The following is a 15,456-nucleotide window of genomic DNA, read 5'->3' as shown; positions in this document are numbered from 1 at the left end:
CGTATTAGTGTCCCTTCGCCTATATGAAGCCTCTGGAAGGTAAGCCTCTTTGACCGATTCCCGCCTGCTCAGCCCGGAAAAGCGCGAGGACGACACTGAAGCGTCGATCCGGCCGCTGTCGCTCGACGATTTCACGGGGCAGAAGGCCGCGCGGGCGAACCTCCAGATCTTCATCAATGCCGCCAAGGCGCGCAGCGATGCGCTCGACCATGTGCTTTTCGTCGGCCCGCCCGGCCTCGGCAAGACCACGCTGGCGCAGATCGTGGCGCGCGAACTCGGCGTGAACTTCCGTTCGACCTCCGGCCCGGTCATCGCCAAGGCCGGCGATCTGGCGGCGCAGCTTACCAACCTCGAAGAGCGCGACGTGCTCTTCATCGACGAGATCCACCGCCTCAACCCGGCGGTGGAGGAGATTCTCTATCCGGCGATGGAGGATTATCAGCTCGACCTTATCATCGGCGAAGGCCCGGCCGCCCGCTCGGTGAAGATCGAGCTGCCGAAATTCACGCTTGTGGGTGCCACCACCCGCGCGGGCCTGCTCACCACGCCGTTGCGCGACCGTTTCGGCATTCCGATCCGGTTGGAATTCTACACGGTGGACGAGCTGGAACTGATCGTCCGGCGCGGCGCGCGCGTGCTCGGCCTCGGCATGAGCGAAGAGGGCGCCAACGAGATCGCCCGCCGCTCGCGCGGCACGCCGCGCATCGCAGGCCGCCTGTTGCGCCGCGTGCGCGACTTCGCCATCGTCGAAGGGGTGCAGACAGTGTCGCGCGATCTCGCCGACCGGTCGCTGCGCCTCCTCGACGTGGACCCCATCGGCCTCGACCTCATGGACCGCAAGTACCTCACCATGATCGCCAGCTCCTTCGGCGGCGGCCCGGTCGGTATCGAGACGATTGCGGCCGCGCTCTCCGAGCCGCGCGACGCCATCGAGGACATTATCGAGCCCTATCTCATCCAGAAGGGCTTCGTGCAGCGCACCCCGCGCGGCCGCATCCTCACGCCCCACGCCTTCAAGCACCTCGGCATCGCCGAGCCTACCCGCGAGAACACCACGCAGTTCAGGCTGTTCAACGGAGACGCGGATGAGTGACAAGCGCACCGCTAACACCTCCCCCTCGAGGGGGGAGGTCGCGCCGCAGGCGCGGGAGGGGGTGGGACGCGAGACTTCTCGGAACGCGGCGCTGCCACCCCACCCCGGATCGCTGACGCGCTCCGACCCTCCCCCTCAAGGGGAGGGTGGCGCTTACCCCCATCTCTCCGGCACCATGCAGGACGGCGCGCATATCCTGCCGATCCGCGTCTATTACGAGGACACCGATTTTTCAGCGCGCGTTTATCACGCGAGCTATCTGCGTTTCATGGAGCGGGGACGCACGGAGATTCTGCGGGCGGTGGAAGTGGCGCAGTCGAATCTTCATGCGGAGATGGGTGGTCTCGCCTTCGTGGTGCGCAAGATGAACATCGACTTCCTCGGCGGCGCGGTCATGGACGATGTGTTGACCGTGGTGACGAAGCCGAAGGACATGCGCGGCGCCTCGATGACGTTGGCTCAGGAGGTGCGCCGGGGCAATGATGTGCTCGTGCGTGCCGATGTGATGGTGGCCGCTGTGCGGGATGGGCGCGCCGTGCGCATCCCCGACAATCTTCGCGCCGCGCTCTCTGGCGGTGAGGAATAGGCCTCACGCCGCCTTGTCGAGAATCGGCGCTCCCATCTTGAACCAGGCTTTCCGGATCAATCCGTCCTCGATCTCATAGATCGCGATCACCTCGACGGTTCCCGGGCCTTCGGGAAAGGTTCGGGTCACGATCTCCTGATCCACGACCATGGTGCCGGCTGTCATGCGGGCGACGAGCTTGCCATGGAGATTCGGCTCCTGGAAGCGAACGACGTGGCGCTCGCGGATCTGCTGCACTCCCTCGGCCAGCAGGGTGTCCGGGAAGGCGTAATACTGCGCATCCTCCGCCCAGCAGGCCATGAAGGCGTCGATGTCTCGGGCGTTATAGGCATCGAGCTGGCGGCCCACGATCTCGGCGGGTTTCACATCCGTTGTCATCGTCATTTCCGGTTCAAGGCCGTCCCAACACGCCGGGCAGGGTTGCAGGCTTAGCAGGGCTCGAAATCTTATGAACGCGTGTTTCGCAAAGAAATCAGGGGCGACATAAGGCCCTTGTCGAGCCCCATGACAACCATGCCCATAGGTAATCTACCCCTAATTATCAGGGGCCAAGCCTCTCTTAAACCAAGCCTTAACCTTACTCTGTGCTTAAAAGACAACGGTTTGGGACGATCTGATGCCTCGGGACCTGCGCCCTTATTTTCGACAGATTCGCGGGCGAACGAGCAGGGATACGAAACACAATTTTCCTAAAACCGAATACGGTGAGCCTTGGGGTCCTCAAGGCAGCTCGAAGAGCGAGGGTGTGACTTATGAATCCGGCTGATGTGGCCCAGGCTGCCCCTGTAGCGCATGACCTGTCCTTCTTTGGCCTGTTCTGGCAGGCCCATTTCCTCGTCAAGCTGGTGATGCTGGGCCTGATGGCGGCGTCCGTCTGGTGCTGGGCCATCATCATTGACAAGACGCTGCTCTACGCACGCACCAAGCGCGCCATGAACCGTTTCGAGGATGTATTCTGGTCCGGTCAGTCGCTGGAGGAGCTTTACCGTTCGCTTCAGAACCGCCCGGCCACCGGCCTTGCCGCCGTGTTCATCTCGGCCATGCGCGAGTGGAAGCGCTCGTTCGAAGGCTCGGGCCGCTCGTTCCAGAGCCTGCCGCAGCGCATCGACAAGGTGCTCGACGTCACCATCCAGCGCGAAGTCGAGCGTCTCGATTCCCGCCTCATGATTCTTGCCTCCATCGGCTCGGCCGGTCCCTATATCGGCCTGTTCGGCACGGTGATCGGCATCATGAACTCGTTCACCTCGATCGCTGCTTCGAAGAACACCAGCCTTGCCGTCGTGGCGCCGGGCATCGCGGAGGCGCTGTTCGCCACCGCCATCGGCCTGTTCGCGGCCATTCCGGCGGTGCTCGCCTACAACAAGCTCCAGGCCGAAGTGGGCAAGCTGCAATCGCGTCTCGAAGGCTTCGCCGACGAATTCTCCGCCATCCTGTCCCGCCAGATCGACGAGCGCATCGCGCATACGTCGAAGGCGGCCTGAGCCGGAGAGGGATAAGCGATGGCAATGATGGCAGGCGCAGCAGGAGGTGGCCGTCGCCGCAGGCGCGGACGGCGCGGCGGCGCGATCAACGAGATCAACATGACGCCGTTCATCGACGTCATGCTGGTGCTGCTCATCATCTTCATGGTGGCAGCGCCCATGATGACGGCGGGCGTTCCGCTCGATCTTCCGCAGACCAAGGCTGCGCCGCTGAACTCGGATTCAACGCCGGTGACCCTGTCCATCAAGCAGACGGGCCAAGTCTTCTTAGGCGAGTCGGAACTGACGGACGAAGCCATCGTCGGCAAGCTTGCCGAGGTGTCGAAGGCAGGCTTCGACGAGCGTATTTTCGTGCGTGGCGACAAAAGAGTCGATTACGGCCGCGTCGCCCAGGTCATGTCCATCGTGACCACCGCCGGTTACAAGCGCGTCGCGCTCGTGACCGAGGTGACGCAGCAGTAAGGCGAGAGAGCAAGGGGTGAGAAGCAAGTGGCGTTGAAGGATCATTTCAACCCCTCCGAACCGGGCTTCTGGGTCTCGGGCGTCGCGCATGCGGCGGTGCTTGTTGCTGCCATGATCGGCTTCTCCTCCGCTGCCGAATTCCCCGACGCGCAGGAAGGCATTCCCGTCGAGGTCATCACCGACAACCAGTTCTCGCAGATCACCAAGGGCGAGAAGACTGCAAAGGCCGTGACGCCCGATCAGAAGCCCCGCGTTGACCGCGTTGCCGATAAGGTCGAGCTGCGCGAAGCCGGCGAAGAAAAGCGCGACACCCCCGCACCACCCAAACGCCCTGAAGACATGAAGGTCGCCGAGGAAGCGGCCGCAGCTCAGGCGGCCGCAGCGAAGGCCGAAGAACAGGCCAAGGCGGACGCGGCCGCAAAGGCTGCTGTTGCGGCAAAGGCTCAGGCCGAAGCCAAGGCCGAGGCCGAGAGGCAGGCCGTCGAGAAGGCGGAAGCCGAAGCCATCGAAAAAGCCAAGGCCGCCGAGCAGGCGAAAGCCGAAGCCGAAGCCAAGGCGCGCGCCGAGGCCAAGGCGAAAGCCGACGCCGAAGCGGAGGCCAAGCGCGTTGCGGAGGCGAAGGCCAAAGCGAAGGCTGAAGCCGAAGCCAAGGCCCAGGCAGAGGCCGAAGCCAAGAAGGTCGCGGAAGCCAAAGCCAAGGCGGAAGCCGAGGCGAAGGCGCGCAAGGAAGCTCAGCTCGCCAAGAAGCTCGACATGGGCGACCTGAAGCAGTTCCTCGACAACAAGGAAAAGAACCAGTCCAGCGGCGCAACCGGATCGGAAGCGCAGAAGACTGCGTCTCTCGGCACCGCAACCGGCACGGCAGCGAAGCTTAGCCCCAGCATGCGCGATGGTCTCATCGGCCTCCTGCAGGATCAGATGCGGCAGTGCTACACGGTGCCGATCAGCGCCTCGGGCGGTGAGGTGACGCCACCGCTCATCGACATCAAGCTCAGCGCAGACGGCTCCCTGGCCGCTCAGCCGAGCATCGTCACATCCGGAAATTCATCGACGGACCGCGCCGTCGCCGACGCAGCTCTTCGCGCCGTGCGGCGCTGCGCTCCCTACAAGATCCCCGCGACGTACACTCCGTACTTCAACGACTGGAAACATCTGAACGTCGGCTTCGATGTTTCCTGATCTTAAAGCCCATCACGCTTGAGATATGACCCTTATGATCACTCGCCTCGTCTCCCGTCTTCTCGTTGCCCTGGCTGTTGTCCTTCCGATGGCGGCGCTTGCGCCTGCGGCTCACGCGCAGCTGTCGTTCCGCGTCGGCCCCGGTGGGCAGTTCCAGCCCATGCCGATCGCTATCGCCGATTTCTCGGGCGAGGGTGATCTCGGCCAGCGCGTCTCGGGCATCATCGCCAACAATCTGCAGCGCTCGGGCTATTTCATGCCGCTCGACAAGGGGCGCTTCCCGGAGCGTCCTTCCTTTGACGCGGCTCCGCGTTTCGATGCCTGGAAGATGGCGGGTGCGCAGGCTCTCGTCACGGGCCGCGTCTCGCGCGATCCTTCGGGCCGCCTGCGTGCGGAGTTCCGTTTGTGGGATATCGAATCCGGCCAGCAGCTGGCGGGCCAGCAATATGTGACGGACGCCAATTTCTGGCGCCGCGTCGGCCACATCATCTCGGATGCGGTCTACACCAAGGTCACGGGCTTCGGCGGCTTCTTCGACACGCGCATCGTGTTCGTGGATGAATCCGGGCCCAAGGAAAACCGCCGCAAGCGCCTCGCGATCATGGATCAGGACGGCGCCAATGTGCGCTACCTGACTCAAGGCGAAAACACCGTCGTGGCGCCGCGCTACTCGCCGGTGACGCAGGAAATCGCCTTCATGTCACAGACGGAAGGCCAGCAGCCGCGCGTGCAGGTGATCAATCTCGATACCGGCTCACGCCAGGTCGTCGGCAACTTCCCCGACATGACGTCCTCTCCGCGCTTCGGGCCGGACGGTCAGCGCATCGTCATGAGCTTGCAGCAGGGCGGCAACGCGAACATCTTCATGATGAACCTGGGCTCGCAGGCCACCACGCGCCTCACCTCGACCAACGCCATCGACACGTCCCCGTCCTTCTCGCCGGATGGTTCACAGGTCGTGTTCGAGAGCGATCGCGGCGGCAAGCAGCAGCTCTACGCAATGAATGCCGATGGCTCGAACCAGCGCCGCATCTCCTTCGGCGACGGCGCCTATTCGCAGCCGGCATGGTCGCCGCGCGGCGACTACATCGCCTTCACCAAGCAGCATTCCGGGGGCTTCGCCATCGGCATCATGAAGCCGGACGGATCGAACGAGCGCATTCTGACGGAAGGCTTCCACAACGAGAGCCCCGTCTGGGCTCCCAACGGCCAGTACATCATCTTCTTCCGCGATCCCGGCGGCCAGTCAGGCGGCAAGCTCTACATGGTTGACATCACCGGCCGCGTGGAACAGCCCGTCCCGACACCGTCGTTCGCATCGGACCCGACATGGTCCCCGCTGCTGAGCGAGGCAAAACAGTAAGAATTGAAAAGGGGCGTTTCACGGCGCCCCTTTTTCGTTGAAGCGGATGATATTCACCACACGTCATCACCGGCCTTGTGCCGGTGATCCCGATGCATTGGAGCGCAGAGCCTTTCGGATCGGGATGGCCGGGACAAGCCCGGCCATGACGGTGAGGAGAAGGCCATCAAGCCCGTAGCGAAGCGCCGCCCACGACGTCGTCCTTGTGGCTGCGCAGCTTGAAAGCGAGAACGACGAGTGCGATGCCGAAGAACAGCGCATAGGCGCCGAGCCACCAAGTGAGCACCACGGCGCCGACGAGCGGCGCGACCAGGAGCGCCACTCCGAACAGCACCGACACGATGCCGCCGAAGACGAGCCAGCCGCGCCCGTAATCCGGGTTCAGCTTGAAGGCTGCGACGATCATCAGGATGCCGGTGATAAGCGACCAGACCGCCATCAGCGTGACGAAGAACACGATGGTCAGGCCCGGCATGAGGAAGGCAATGACGCCGACCAGGATGTTGAGGATGCCTTCCAGGATCAAGAGGCCCCAGCGCTGGTTGTTGGATGCGGCGCGGATGCCGGAGACGATGCCGAACACGCCGTCCACCAGCATGTAGGCCGAGAAGAAGATCGCAAAGGACAGTAGCGTCGCGCCGGGCCAGAAGAAGGCGATCAGCGCGAAGATGATGGCAAAGACGCCGCGAAGCGCCACGGCCCACCAGTTCTGCGCGAGAAGCGCGCTCATCGCTTCCACGCGGTCGTGGGTGCCGAAAGGAGGGCTGGAGGTTCCGGTGGCCATCGTCGTCTCCTTGGTTCAGGCTTCGATGAAGAGGGCCCCGACGCAATTAGAAGCGTGGCAGACGATGTCCATTACTCGCCGGAGGTAGCTTCGGTTTTCTTCCTCTGGCTCAACCGGCGCCGGAGCTGGAGCTTGCGGTGCCGCAGGCGCACGCGCCGCTTCAGGCGGAAGGCGCGGATGAGCAGGGCAAGCCCGAACCAGATGAGGCCGATGACAATGGGCGAAATGATGAGCACAGGGAATAATGTGATCAGCACCGCCAGCGCGAGCACGACGCAGCCGATAATCGCGATGCTGCTCGCCTCCGTTGCGGTGAGCGAGCGCGAGCCCATGGCCTTGCCGATGCTGCTCGACAATGCCAGCGCGCCGGCGGCGAGGCGGCGCACTCCACCGCGCTTGAAACGGCGGTCCCGGCGCGAGCGCATGCGTCTGGCCTGACGCCGCCTGGATTGCCATCCGGGAACGATCTCGGTCGCGTTGGCGAGATCCTCCAGATACATCGTCTCCATGGCCTCGGCGAAGGAAGCATCCTCCACCACAACGTCGAGTTCCCAGTTGGTGGCCCAGCTCGCGATGTTGAGGTTGGTAGAGCCCACGCGGGCCCAGCGCCCATCCACCACCGCGGTCTTGGCGTGGAGCATCGAGCCGTTCCATTCGAACACGCGGATGCCCGCCTCGATGAGAGAGCGGTAGCCCGCGCGCACGATAGGCTGGAGCGCCGGCACGTCGCTCGATCCAGGCACGAGAAGGCGCACATCCACCCCGTCGCGCGCGGCTTCACCCAGCGCCTGCACATAAGATGTGGTGGCGACGAAATAGGCATCCGTGAGCCAGAGATTGCGCTGGGCGGTGGCCGCGATGAACTGGTCCACCCGATAGGTGCGGAACATGCCGGGCTCGCCGCTGATCAGCCGCACCGCCGTGGAGCCGAGGGGAGCGATCGAATCAGCATCCGGCAGCTCGGTTTTCGGAATGGGCTTCATGCCCGCCAGCACCCAGCTTTCCGCGAATGCCGCATCGAGATCGGCGACGACGGGGCCTTCGAGGGAGATGCCGGTGTCGCGCCAGGGCTCCACCTCCTTGCCGCCTACCCAGCTGTCGGAGATGCAAAGGCCCGAGACGAAGCCGACGCGGCCATCCACCGTGATCAGCTTGCGGTGGTTGCGGCGGATCCAGAACGGGTCCGTGAGGCGAGGCGGGTTGAACACCCGTGCCTCGACGCCGGCTTCCCGCATGCGACGCCAGAACGGGGGCAGGGCGCGGAAGGAGGAACCGAGCCAGTCATAGAGCACGCGCACCTTCACCCCCGCCCGCGCCCGCTCCATGAGAGCCTCGGAGAAGAGGTGGCCCGTCTTGTCGTCGGCGATGATGAAGTTCTCGAAATGGATGATCCGCTCGGCGGATTGGATCGCCTCGATCCAGGCCGGGTAGTTCTCCTTCGAGTCGCGGAGCAGGGCCACATTGTTCCCTAAGCGTAGGTCGCTGTCGGCGATGCGCGCGAAGGCGCGCTCCATGCGCAGGTCGTCCAACGCGGCGCGATAGGGCAGGACCGAGGGGCCGGGCTGGTTCGTGAGGAGATTCATGTCCGTTCAACGCATGAGCAGGGCATAAGGCATCATGGTGCTGCCAAGTTTCATCGGATGAGTGAGGGCTCTATTGGAAAGGTAGGATCGTAGCGCTGAATCGCCAGAGGTTGATTCTTGGGAGCCTGCATAATGGAGCGCTGCCGCTATTCCCTCTCCCGCAGAGGGGAGAACCGCGATGCTTGTGGGCAAGGGACATCGCTAAGTAAAAAATCTTATCGGCGCGGCGGCGGGGCGTTCAGCCCTGAAAGTGAGGAAAACCTTGGGATTTCTGGTTAACGGGAGGGCCTTTACCTCCGCAACAGCCATTCACCCTTCATTTACCTTAACCCGAACTTCCACAACTTGGCCATAATTCACCTAGATCCGGCATCGTCTCTTAAGGTTGACGGAACCCTCCCTTAACCATCCGCCCGATATAAAAACCACAACGTTCGGCAAACGTATGTGTAAGGAGTAATGCCATGATGACGCTGCGCGCCGTCAAATTCGCCGCTGCTATGGTTCTCGCCCTGGGAGCGGCCGCCTGTTCTTCCAATAAAGATGGCATGGCCGATGGGTCCGGCGGTTTCGGTGCCGGTGGCGCCGCCACTCCTGGCAGCGCCCAGGACTTCGTCGTCAATGTCGGCGACCGCGTGTTCTTCGAGACCGATCAGACCGATCTCAACCCCACCGCTGTCGCCACCCTCGACAAGCAGTCCCAGTGGCTGCAGCGCTATCCGAACTACACCTTCATCATCGAAGGCCATGCGGACGAGCGCGGCACCCGCGAGTACAACTTCTCGCTCTCGGCCCGCCGCGCCCAGAACGTGCGTGACTACCTCGTCTCGCGCGGCATCAATGCCTCGCGCTTCCGCGTGGTTTCGTACGGCAAGGAGCGTCCGGTCGCGGTCTGCAACGACATCTCGTGCTGGTCGCAGAACCGTCGTGCGGTGACCGTATTGGGCGGTGGCGCTGGGGCATAAGTTCTCAGGCACACTTTCGTGACACCTTAAAGCGCCGCCACATTATCGCCGTGGCGGCGCTTTTGTGTTATCGGCACGGTCGTTCAAGACCTTTCACGGTATCCAGCATGTTTCGACGCTTATTTGTCTTTTTCGCCTTGAGCCTAGCTCTGGCCGCTCCCGCCGCTGCGCAGGATGCCTCCGACGCCATCGTGCGTATCAACCGGCTCGAGAGCCAGATGCGGCAGATGTCGGGCCAGATCGAGCAGCTCCAGTTCGAGAACCGCCAGCTCAAGGACCAAGTCCGCAAGTTCCAGGAGGACGTGGAATTCCGCTTCCAGGAAAACTCGGGCCGCGGCGGCTCCCGCCCCCCGGCCGCGACTCCGTCCCGCCCGGCCCAGCCGCAGGCGCAGCCCCAACCCCAGGCTCCCCAGCGGCGCAGCGACCTGTTCGATCCCTCGCAGGATCCCAGCGCCCCGGGCGCTCCGCGTCCTTTGGGCGCGACGCCACCCTCCGCGCCGCTCGCCGCCATGGAGGAGGGGGAGCCCATGGATGCTCCCGGCCATCAGGCAGGCGGCATCGGCGAGTTGATCGAGCAGGACGAGTTCGCCGAGGCTCCCGCTCCGGGCGGACCTTCGGCCATGCCCATCCCACAGGGCGCACTGCCCTTGCAGGGGGCACCACAGGGCGCACCGCCCCGCACGGCACCGAGCGTAGCGGCCACCAGCGTGACCAACCCGCGCTCCGAATTCGATGCGGCTTATGCCTCCTTCAGCCAGAAGCAATACGACCAGGCCGAAATGGGCTTCCGCCGCTTCCTGCAATCGAACCCCCGCGACCGGCTGGTGCCGGAAGCCACGTTCTGGCTCGGCGAGACCTATCTCCAGCGTGGCCGTCACCGCGAGGCCGCGGAGCAGTTCCTGAACGTGTCCTCCGAGCATCCCGATGCGGCGAAGGCCCCTGATGCCCTGCTGCGCCTCGGCATGGCCCTCAACGGCATGGGCGCCCGCGACCGGGCCTGCGCCGTCTACGCCGAGCTCGACCGTAAATACCCACAGGCCTCCGCCAGTGTGCGCCAAGGCTCCGAGCGCGAGCAGAAGCGCATCAAGTGCAGCTAATTTGAAGTCGAGCACCCGCCCCGTGGCCGCTCCTTCACCTCCTGCCGATTCGGCCCTGGACACCGATCCGGGGCATCTTTTTTTTCATTTGAGTGATGCCAAGGGTATCGTCGCCGCCGTCTCCGGCGGGCCCGACTCGATGGCCCTGATGCACCTCCTCGCCCGATGGGACGTGCCGGGCCGCCCGCAAATCATCGTTGCCACCGTCGACCATGGCCTGCGCCCCGAGGCCGCCGAGGAGGCGGCTTTCGTGGGCCGGGAGGCGGCCGCTCTCGGGTTTCCCCATCATACCCTCGCCTGGACCGGCGAAAAGCCGCAGACTGGCCTTCAGGAAGCCGCCCGCCAGGCGCGCTATCGCCTCCTCGTCCAATGCGCCAAGGAGGCGGGAGCCTCCCATCTCCTCACCGCCCATACCCAGGACGATCAGGCCGAGACAATCATGATGCGCCTCGCCCGAGGCTCCGGCCTGAAGGGCCTCGCCGGGATGCGCCGCGAGCGCGACAGGGAGGGGATCAGCCATGCAAGGCCGCTTCTCGACTTGCCAAAGATGGCACTGCTGGATCTCTGCCGGGAGAACGGCTGGCCCTTCATCACCGACCCGTCCAACGCCAATGACCGCTTCGCCCGCGTCCGCTGGCGCGCGCTCCTGCCGCTTCTCGCCGCTGAGGGGCTCACCGCCGCCCGGCTGGCCCGCTTGGCCGGGCGTGTGGCCCAGGCCGACGAGGCGCTGGACGCAAAGGCGCGGGAGGCGCTTGCGGGCGCAGGGCCCGAGCAGGATGGAAATGGTTTCTCCTTCAACGCCGCCTGCCTCGCCGACGAGCCCTTCGAGATCGCCCTTCGGGTGCTGGCGCAGGCGCTGGAGCGGATCGGCTTGCCCCTCGACAATGCCCGCCTCGCCCGACTGGAAACGGGCACCGAGCGCCTGCGCGGCGCGCTCCAGGCAGGGGAGGGCTCACGGATGACGCTGGCGGGCGCGCTGATTGCCCTCGATCGCAGCGGGCGGCTTGTCGTGAGCCGGGAGCCACCCCGATCACGCGGTCGTTAGCCAAATCTCTTAGCCAATCCTTTCGGATGATGCCGCATGTGCGCCTCATTCCCTTGGCAAGGGGATAGGGTGTGCCTACATTGAGTTTAACCGCGCGGGGAGGCCTTTCCATTTTCTCGTGCATCATCTCCCTCTGGGGCAGAACCTGATCAAATGAATTCAAATTTCCGCAACTTCGCCTTGTGGGTTGTCATTTTCCTCCTGGTGCTGGCGCTCGTGACCCTTTTCCAGAGCCCCGGCCAACGAGGCGGCGGCAGCGACATCGCCTATAGCCAGCTTCTCACCGAGGCGGATTCGGGACGCATTACGAGCGTCGTCATTTCCGGACCCGAGATCAGCGGCACCTATACGGACGGCCGCACCTTCACGACCTACGCTCCTGACGATCCGAACCTGGTGACGAAGCTGCAGCAGAAGGGCGTGCAGATCACGGCCCGTCCGCAGTCGGATTCTACCCCCTGGTTCATCGCGGTTCTCATGAACATCCTGCCTATCGCGCTGTTCATCGGCGCCTGGGTGTTCCTGTCGCGCCAGATGCAGAACGGCGCTGGCCGCGCCATGGGGTTCGGCAAGTCCAAGGCGAAGCTTCTCACCGAAGCCCATGGCCGCGTGACCTTCGACGACGTGGCCGGCATCGACGAGGCCAAGGAGGACCTGCAGGAGGTCGTGGAGTTCCTGCGCGATCCGCAGAAATTCCAGCGCCTCGGCGGCCGCATTCCGCGCGGCGTGCTGCTCGTAGGCCCTCCCGGCACCGGTAAGACGCTGACCGCCCGTGCGGTTGCGGGTGAGGCCAACGTGCCGTTCTTCACCATCTCCGGTTCCGACTTCGTCGAGATGTTCGTCGGCGTGGGCGCATCACGTGTGCGCGACATGTTCGAGCAGGCGAAGAAGAACTCGCCCTGCATCATCTTCATCGACGAAATCGATGCGGTCGGCCGTCATCGCGGCGCCGGCCTCGGCGGCGGCAACGACGAGCGCGAGCAGACCCTCAACCAGCTCCTCGTGGAGATGGACGGCTTCGAGGCCAACGAGGGCGTCATCATCATCGCCGCCACCAACCGTCCTGACGTGCTCGATCCGGCGCTGTTGCGTCCGGGCCGCTTCGACCGTCAGATCGTGGTGCCGAATCCGGATGTCATGGGCCGCGAGAAGATCCTGCGCGTTCACGTGCGCAAAGTTCCGCTCGCTCCCGATGTGGACCTGAAGGTGATTGCCCGCGGCACGCCCGGCTTCTCGGGTGCCGACCTCATGAACCTCGTCAACGAGGCGGCCTTGCTGGCTGCCCGTCGCGGCAAGCGCATCGTGACGATGAAGGAGTTCGAGGACGCGAAGGACAAGGTGATGATGGGTGCGGAGCGCCGCACGCTGGTCATGACCGACGACGAAAAGCGCCTGACCGCCTATCACGAGGCCGGCCACGCGGTCGTTGCCCTCAACGTTCCGGCCACCGACCCGGTGCACAAGGCCACCATTATCCCGCGCGGCCGCGCGCTGGGCATGGTGATGCAGCTGCCGGAGCGCGACAAGCTGTCCATGAGCTACGAGCAGATGACCTCGCGTCTCGCGATCATGATGGGCGGCCGTATCGCCGAGGAGATGATCTTCGGCAAGGAGAAGGTTACCTCGGGTGCGCAGTCCGACATCGAGCAGGCCACGCGTCTTGCCCGCATGATGGTCACCAAGTGGGGCTTCTCGCCCGAACTCGGCACCGTCGCTTACGGCGAGAACCAGGATGAGGTGTTCCTCGGCATGCAGATGGGCCGCCAGCAGAACGTCTCCGAGGCGACCGCCCAGAAGATCGACTCCGAGGTTCGTCGTCTCGTGGAGGGCGGCCTCATCGACGCCCGCCGTATTCTCACCGAGAAGGAGCATGAGCTCGAGGCTCTGGCGCGCGGTCTTCTCGAATACGAGACCCTGTCGGGTGACGAGATCCGCAACCTGCTCGACGGCCAGCCGCCGGTGAGGGATGCGGGCGGCGATCCGGTCAATCCGGCGCGCGGCTCGGCCGTACCGACCACGCGCCCTGGCCGTCCTCGTGAGAACGATGGGGGCATGGAGCCTCAGCCGCAGGCTTAAAAGCCAGTCATAGGAATGACCCGGAACGCTCGCTATCTCGGCGAGCGTTCTTTTTTGTTTACCTGAAGCTTCTACCTTCCTTTGGAGATATAGACTCGGCGTTCTGTAATATTCGCTTATTTCTTGTGATGAGCTGAACCGGCCCGAAGTCTTGACCCTGATGGAAGAGGTTGCTTTGACAAGACCAAAGCGCAGATCGGCGCAAGGGAATGGGGAGACGAAACCCATGCGGAAATACTTCGGGACCGACGGCATCCGGGGACGGGCGAACGGCATCATCACGCCGGATCTCGCCCTGAAGGTCGGACAGGCTGCAGGCCTCATGTTCCAGCAGAACGGCGATTATCGCCACCGGGTGGTCATCGGCAAGGACACGCGCCTGTCCGGCTACATGATCGAGTACGCGCTCGTGGCAGGCTTTACCTCGGTGGGCATGGATGTGCTGCTGCTCGGCCCCATGCCGACGCCAGCCGTGGCCATGCTCACGCGCTCCATGCGCTGCGACCTTGGCGTCATGATCTCCGCCTCGCACAATCCGTATGAGGACAACGGCATCAAGCTGTTCGGGCCCGACGGGTTCAAGCTCAACGACGAAGTGGAGATGGCGATCGAGGCGCTGATCGACGGCGATATCACGCCGCGCCTCTCCGGCTCCGCCGCGCTCGGGCGCGCCAAGCGCATCGAGAGCGTCCACGCCCGCTACATCGAATTCGCCAAGCGCACCCTGCCGCGCCAGATGGATCTGGAAGGCATGCGCGTCGTGGTCGATTGCGCCAACGGCGCCGGCTACAAGGTCGCGCCCGAGACTCTGTGGGAGTTGGGCGCCGAAGTGGTGAGCATCGGCGTCGAGCCCAACGGCTTCAACATCAATCACGAGGTCGGCTCCACCGCTCCCGAAGCGTTGGTCCACAAGGTGCGCGAATTGCGCGCGGATGTGGGCATCGCGCTCGACGGCGATGCGGACCGCGTGCTGATCGTGGACGAGAAGGGCCAGAAGGTCGACGGCGACCAGCTGATGGGCGTCGTCGCGCGCTCCTGGAAGGAAGACGGCCGCCTCGCGCAGCCCGGCATCGTCGCGACGATCATGTCCAACCTCGGCCTCGAGCGCTATCTCGGCGGCATGGGCCTCAACCTCGTGCGCACGGCGGTCGGCGACCGCTACGTGCTCGAACACATGCGCGCCCACGGCTACAATCTCGGCGGCGAGCAATCGGGCCATATCATCATGTCCGATTATACGACGACCGGCGACGGCCTCGTCGCGGCGCTTCAGCTTCTCGCCGTGGTGAAGAGCATGGGCAAGACCGTCTCGGAGGTCTGCCACTGCTTCGAGCCGCTGCCGCAGATCCTCAAGAACGTGCGCTACAAATCCGGCAAGCCCTTGCAGGAAGCCACCGTCATCAAGGCCATCGAGGCCGGACGCGAAAAGCTCGGCGGCTCCGGCCGCCTCGTCATTCGCCCCTCCGGCACGGAGCCGGTGATCCGCGTGATGGGCGAGGGCGACAACGCCGATCTGGTCACGCAGGTGGTGGACGATGTGGTGGATGCGGTGACGCAGGCTGCGTCGAAGGCGGCCGCCTGAGATCGCTGCTACTTCTCGATCCAAACAAAAACCCCGGCATCACTGCCGGGGTTTTTGTTTGAGCAATCAACCTCACTCCGCCGGATGAGCCGGCGGTTCCGGACGCGGATGGATGTCTTCGCCGTGCGGGCGCTGGCCGGTCTGAGCACGTAGCTTGTCG

Annotated in this window: 14 protein-coding genes; 11 read left to right on the top strand and 3 right to left on the bottom strand. The window is 64.3% G+C overall.

Annotation, left to right across the window (positions count from 1 at the left end; translation table 11 throughout):
• The first annotated feature begins 49 nt into the window (after positions 1-49).
• Positions 50-1,093 (top strand): Holliday junction branch migration DNA helicase RuvB, encoded by a 1,044-nt coding sequence (ruvB, locus tag ACXJKO_RS11985; protein ID WP_457091320.1) that lies wholly within the window; start codon positions 50-52, stop codon positions 1,091-1,093.
• A 175-nt stretch (positions 1,094-1,268) separates the two neighbouring features.
• Complete coding sequence (ybgC, locus tag ACXJKO_RS11980; protein ID WP_457091347.1) at positions 1,269-1,679, top strand: tol-pal system-associated acyl-CoA thioesterase; 411 nt, start codon at positions 1,269-1,271, stop codon at positions 1,677-1,679.
• 3 nt (positions 1,680-1,682) lie between these two features.
• Here the strand turns inward: ybgC and ACXJKO_RS11975 are convergent, their stop codons facing one another.
• Entirely contained in the window at positions 1,683-2,057 is a 375-nt protein-coding gene (locus ACXJKO_RS11975) for a nuclear transport factor 2 family protein (protein WP_457091319.1), read from the bottom strand.
• Positions 2,058-2,431: 374 nt separating this feature from the next.
• Between ACXJKO_RS11975 and tolQ the strand changes: the two genes are divergently transcribed.
• From tolQ to tolB, 4 genes are read left to right on the top strand one after another with little or no spacing between them, the layout of a single operon-like run.
• Positions 2,432-3,160: a protein TolQ gene (gene tolQ / locus ACXJKO_RS11970; RefSeq protein ID WP_457091318.1), complete on the top strand. Its 729-nt coding sequence runs from the start codon at positions 2,432-2,434 to the stop codon at positions 3,158-3,160.
• Between the two features lie 18 nt (positions 3,161-3,178).
• Positions 3,179-3,622 carry an ExbD/TolR family protein gene (locus tag ACXJKO_RS11965; protein ID WP_457091317.1) on the top strand — a complete coding sequence of 148 codons (444 nt, stop codon included), beginning with the start codon at positions 3,179-3,181 and terminating at the stop codon, positions 3,620-3,622.
• A gap of 27 nt (positions 3,623-3,649) precedes the next feature.
• Positions 3,650-4,801, top strand: coding sequence for a cell envelope integrity protein TolA (gene tolA / locus ACXJKO_RS11960; protein WP_457091316.1), 1,152 nt, complete (start codon positions 3,650-3,652; stop codon positions 4,799-4,801).
• A 34-nt stretch (positions 4,802-4,835) separates the two neighbouring features.
• Positions 4,836-6,164: a Tol-Pal system beta propeller repeat protein TolB gene (gene tolB, locus ACXJKO_RS11955; protein WP_457091315.1), complete on the top strand. Its 1,329-nt coding sequence runs from the start codon at positions 4,836-4,838 to the stop codon at positions 6,162-6,164.
• A gap of 166 nt (positions 6,165-6,330) precedes the next feature.
• Here tolB and ACXJKO_RS11950 read toward each other — a convergent pair whose 3' ends face one another.
• Together ACXJKO_RS11950 and ACXJKO_RS11945 are read right to left on the bottom strand one after the other, a co-directional pair.
• Positions 6,331-6,948, bottom strand: a complete 618-nt coding sequence (locus ACXJKO_RS11950; RefSeq protein WP_457091314.1) for an HdeD family acid-resistance protein — start codon at positions 6,946-6,948, stop codon at positions 6,331-6,333.
• Between the two features lie 71 nt (positions 6,949-7,019).
• On the bottom strand, positions 7,020-8,531 hold the full coding sequence (locus tag ACXJKO_RS11945; RefSeq protein ID WP_457091313.1) for a phospholipase D-like domain-containing protein: 1,512 nt from the start codon (positions 8,529-8,531) through the stop codon (positions 7,020-7,022).
• Positions 8,532-8,995: 464 nt separating this feature from the next.
• Here ACXJKO_RS11945 and pal point away from each other — a divergent pair, with 464 nt between their 5' ends.
• The 5 genes from pal to glmM all read left to right on the top strand — a co-directional run bounded on the left by pal (position 8,996) and on the right by glmM (position 15,296).
• The gene (gene pal / locus ACXJKO_RS11940) at positions 8,996-9,496 is read left to right on the top strand and encodes a peptidoglycan-associated lipoprotein Pal (RefSeq protein WP_441984992.1); all 501 of its coding nucleotides are present in this window, start codon (positions 8,996-8,998) and stop codon (positions 9,494-9,496) included.
• Positions 9,497-9,603: 107 nt separating this feature from the next.
• Positions 9,604-10,593: a tol-pal system protein YbgF gene (gene ybgF / locus ACXJKO_RS11935; protein WP_457091312.1), complete on the top strand. Its 990-nt coding sequence runs from the start codon at positions 9,604-9,606 to the stop codon at positions 10,591-10,593.
• Positions 10,594-10,615: 22 nt separating this feature from the next.
• A complete protein-coding gene (tilS, locus tag ACXJKO_RS11930; RefSeq protein WP_457091311.1) occupies positions 10,616-11,638 on the top strand; it encodes a tRNA lysidine(34) synthetase TilS in 1,023 nt (340 codons plus the stop codon).
• 153 nt (positions 11,639-11,791) lie between these two features.
• On the top strand, positions 11,792-13,714 hold the full coding sequence (gene ftsH / locus ACXJKO_RS11925; protein WP_457091310.1) for an ATP-dependent zinc metalloprotease FtsH: 1,923 nt from the start codon (positions 11,792-11,794) through the stop codon (positions 13,712-13,714).
• A 226-nt stretch (positions 13,715-13,940) separates the two neighbouring features.
• On the top strand, positions 13,941-15,296 hold the full coding sequence (gene glmM / locus ACXJKO_RS11920; protein ID WP_457091309.1) for a phosphoglucosamine mutase: 1,356 nt from the start codon (positions 13,941-13,943) through the stop codon (positions 15,294-15,296).
• Positions 15,297-15,456: the final 160 nt, after the last annotated feature.

The sequence above is a fragment of the Microvirga sp. P5_D2 genome, from assembly GCF_054049475.1.
The sequence above is the reverse complement of the archived record's forward strand: the minus strand, read 5'-3'. Positions and strand labels throughout refer to the sequence as shown.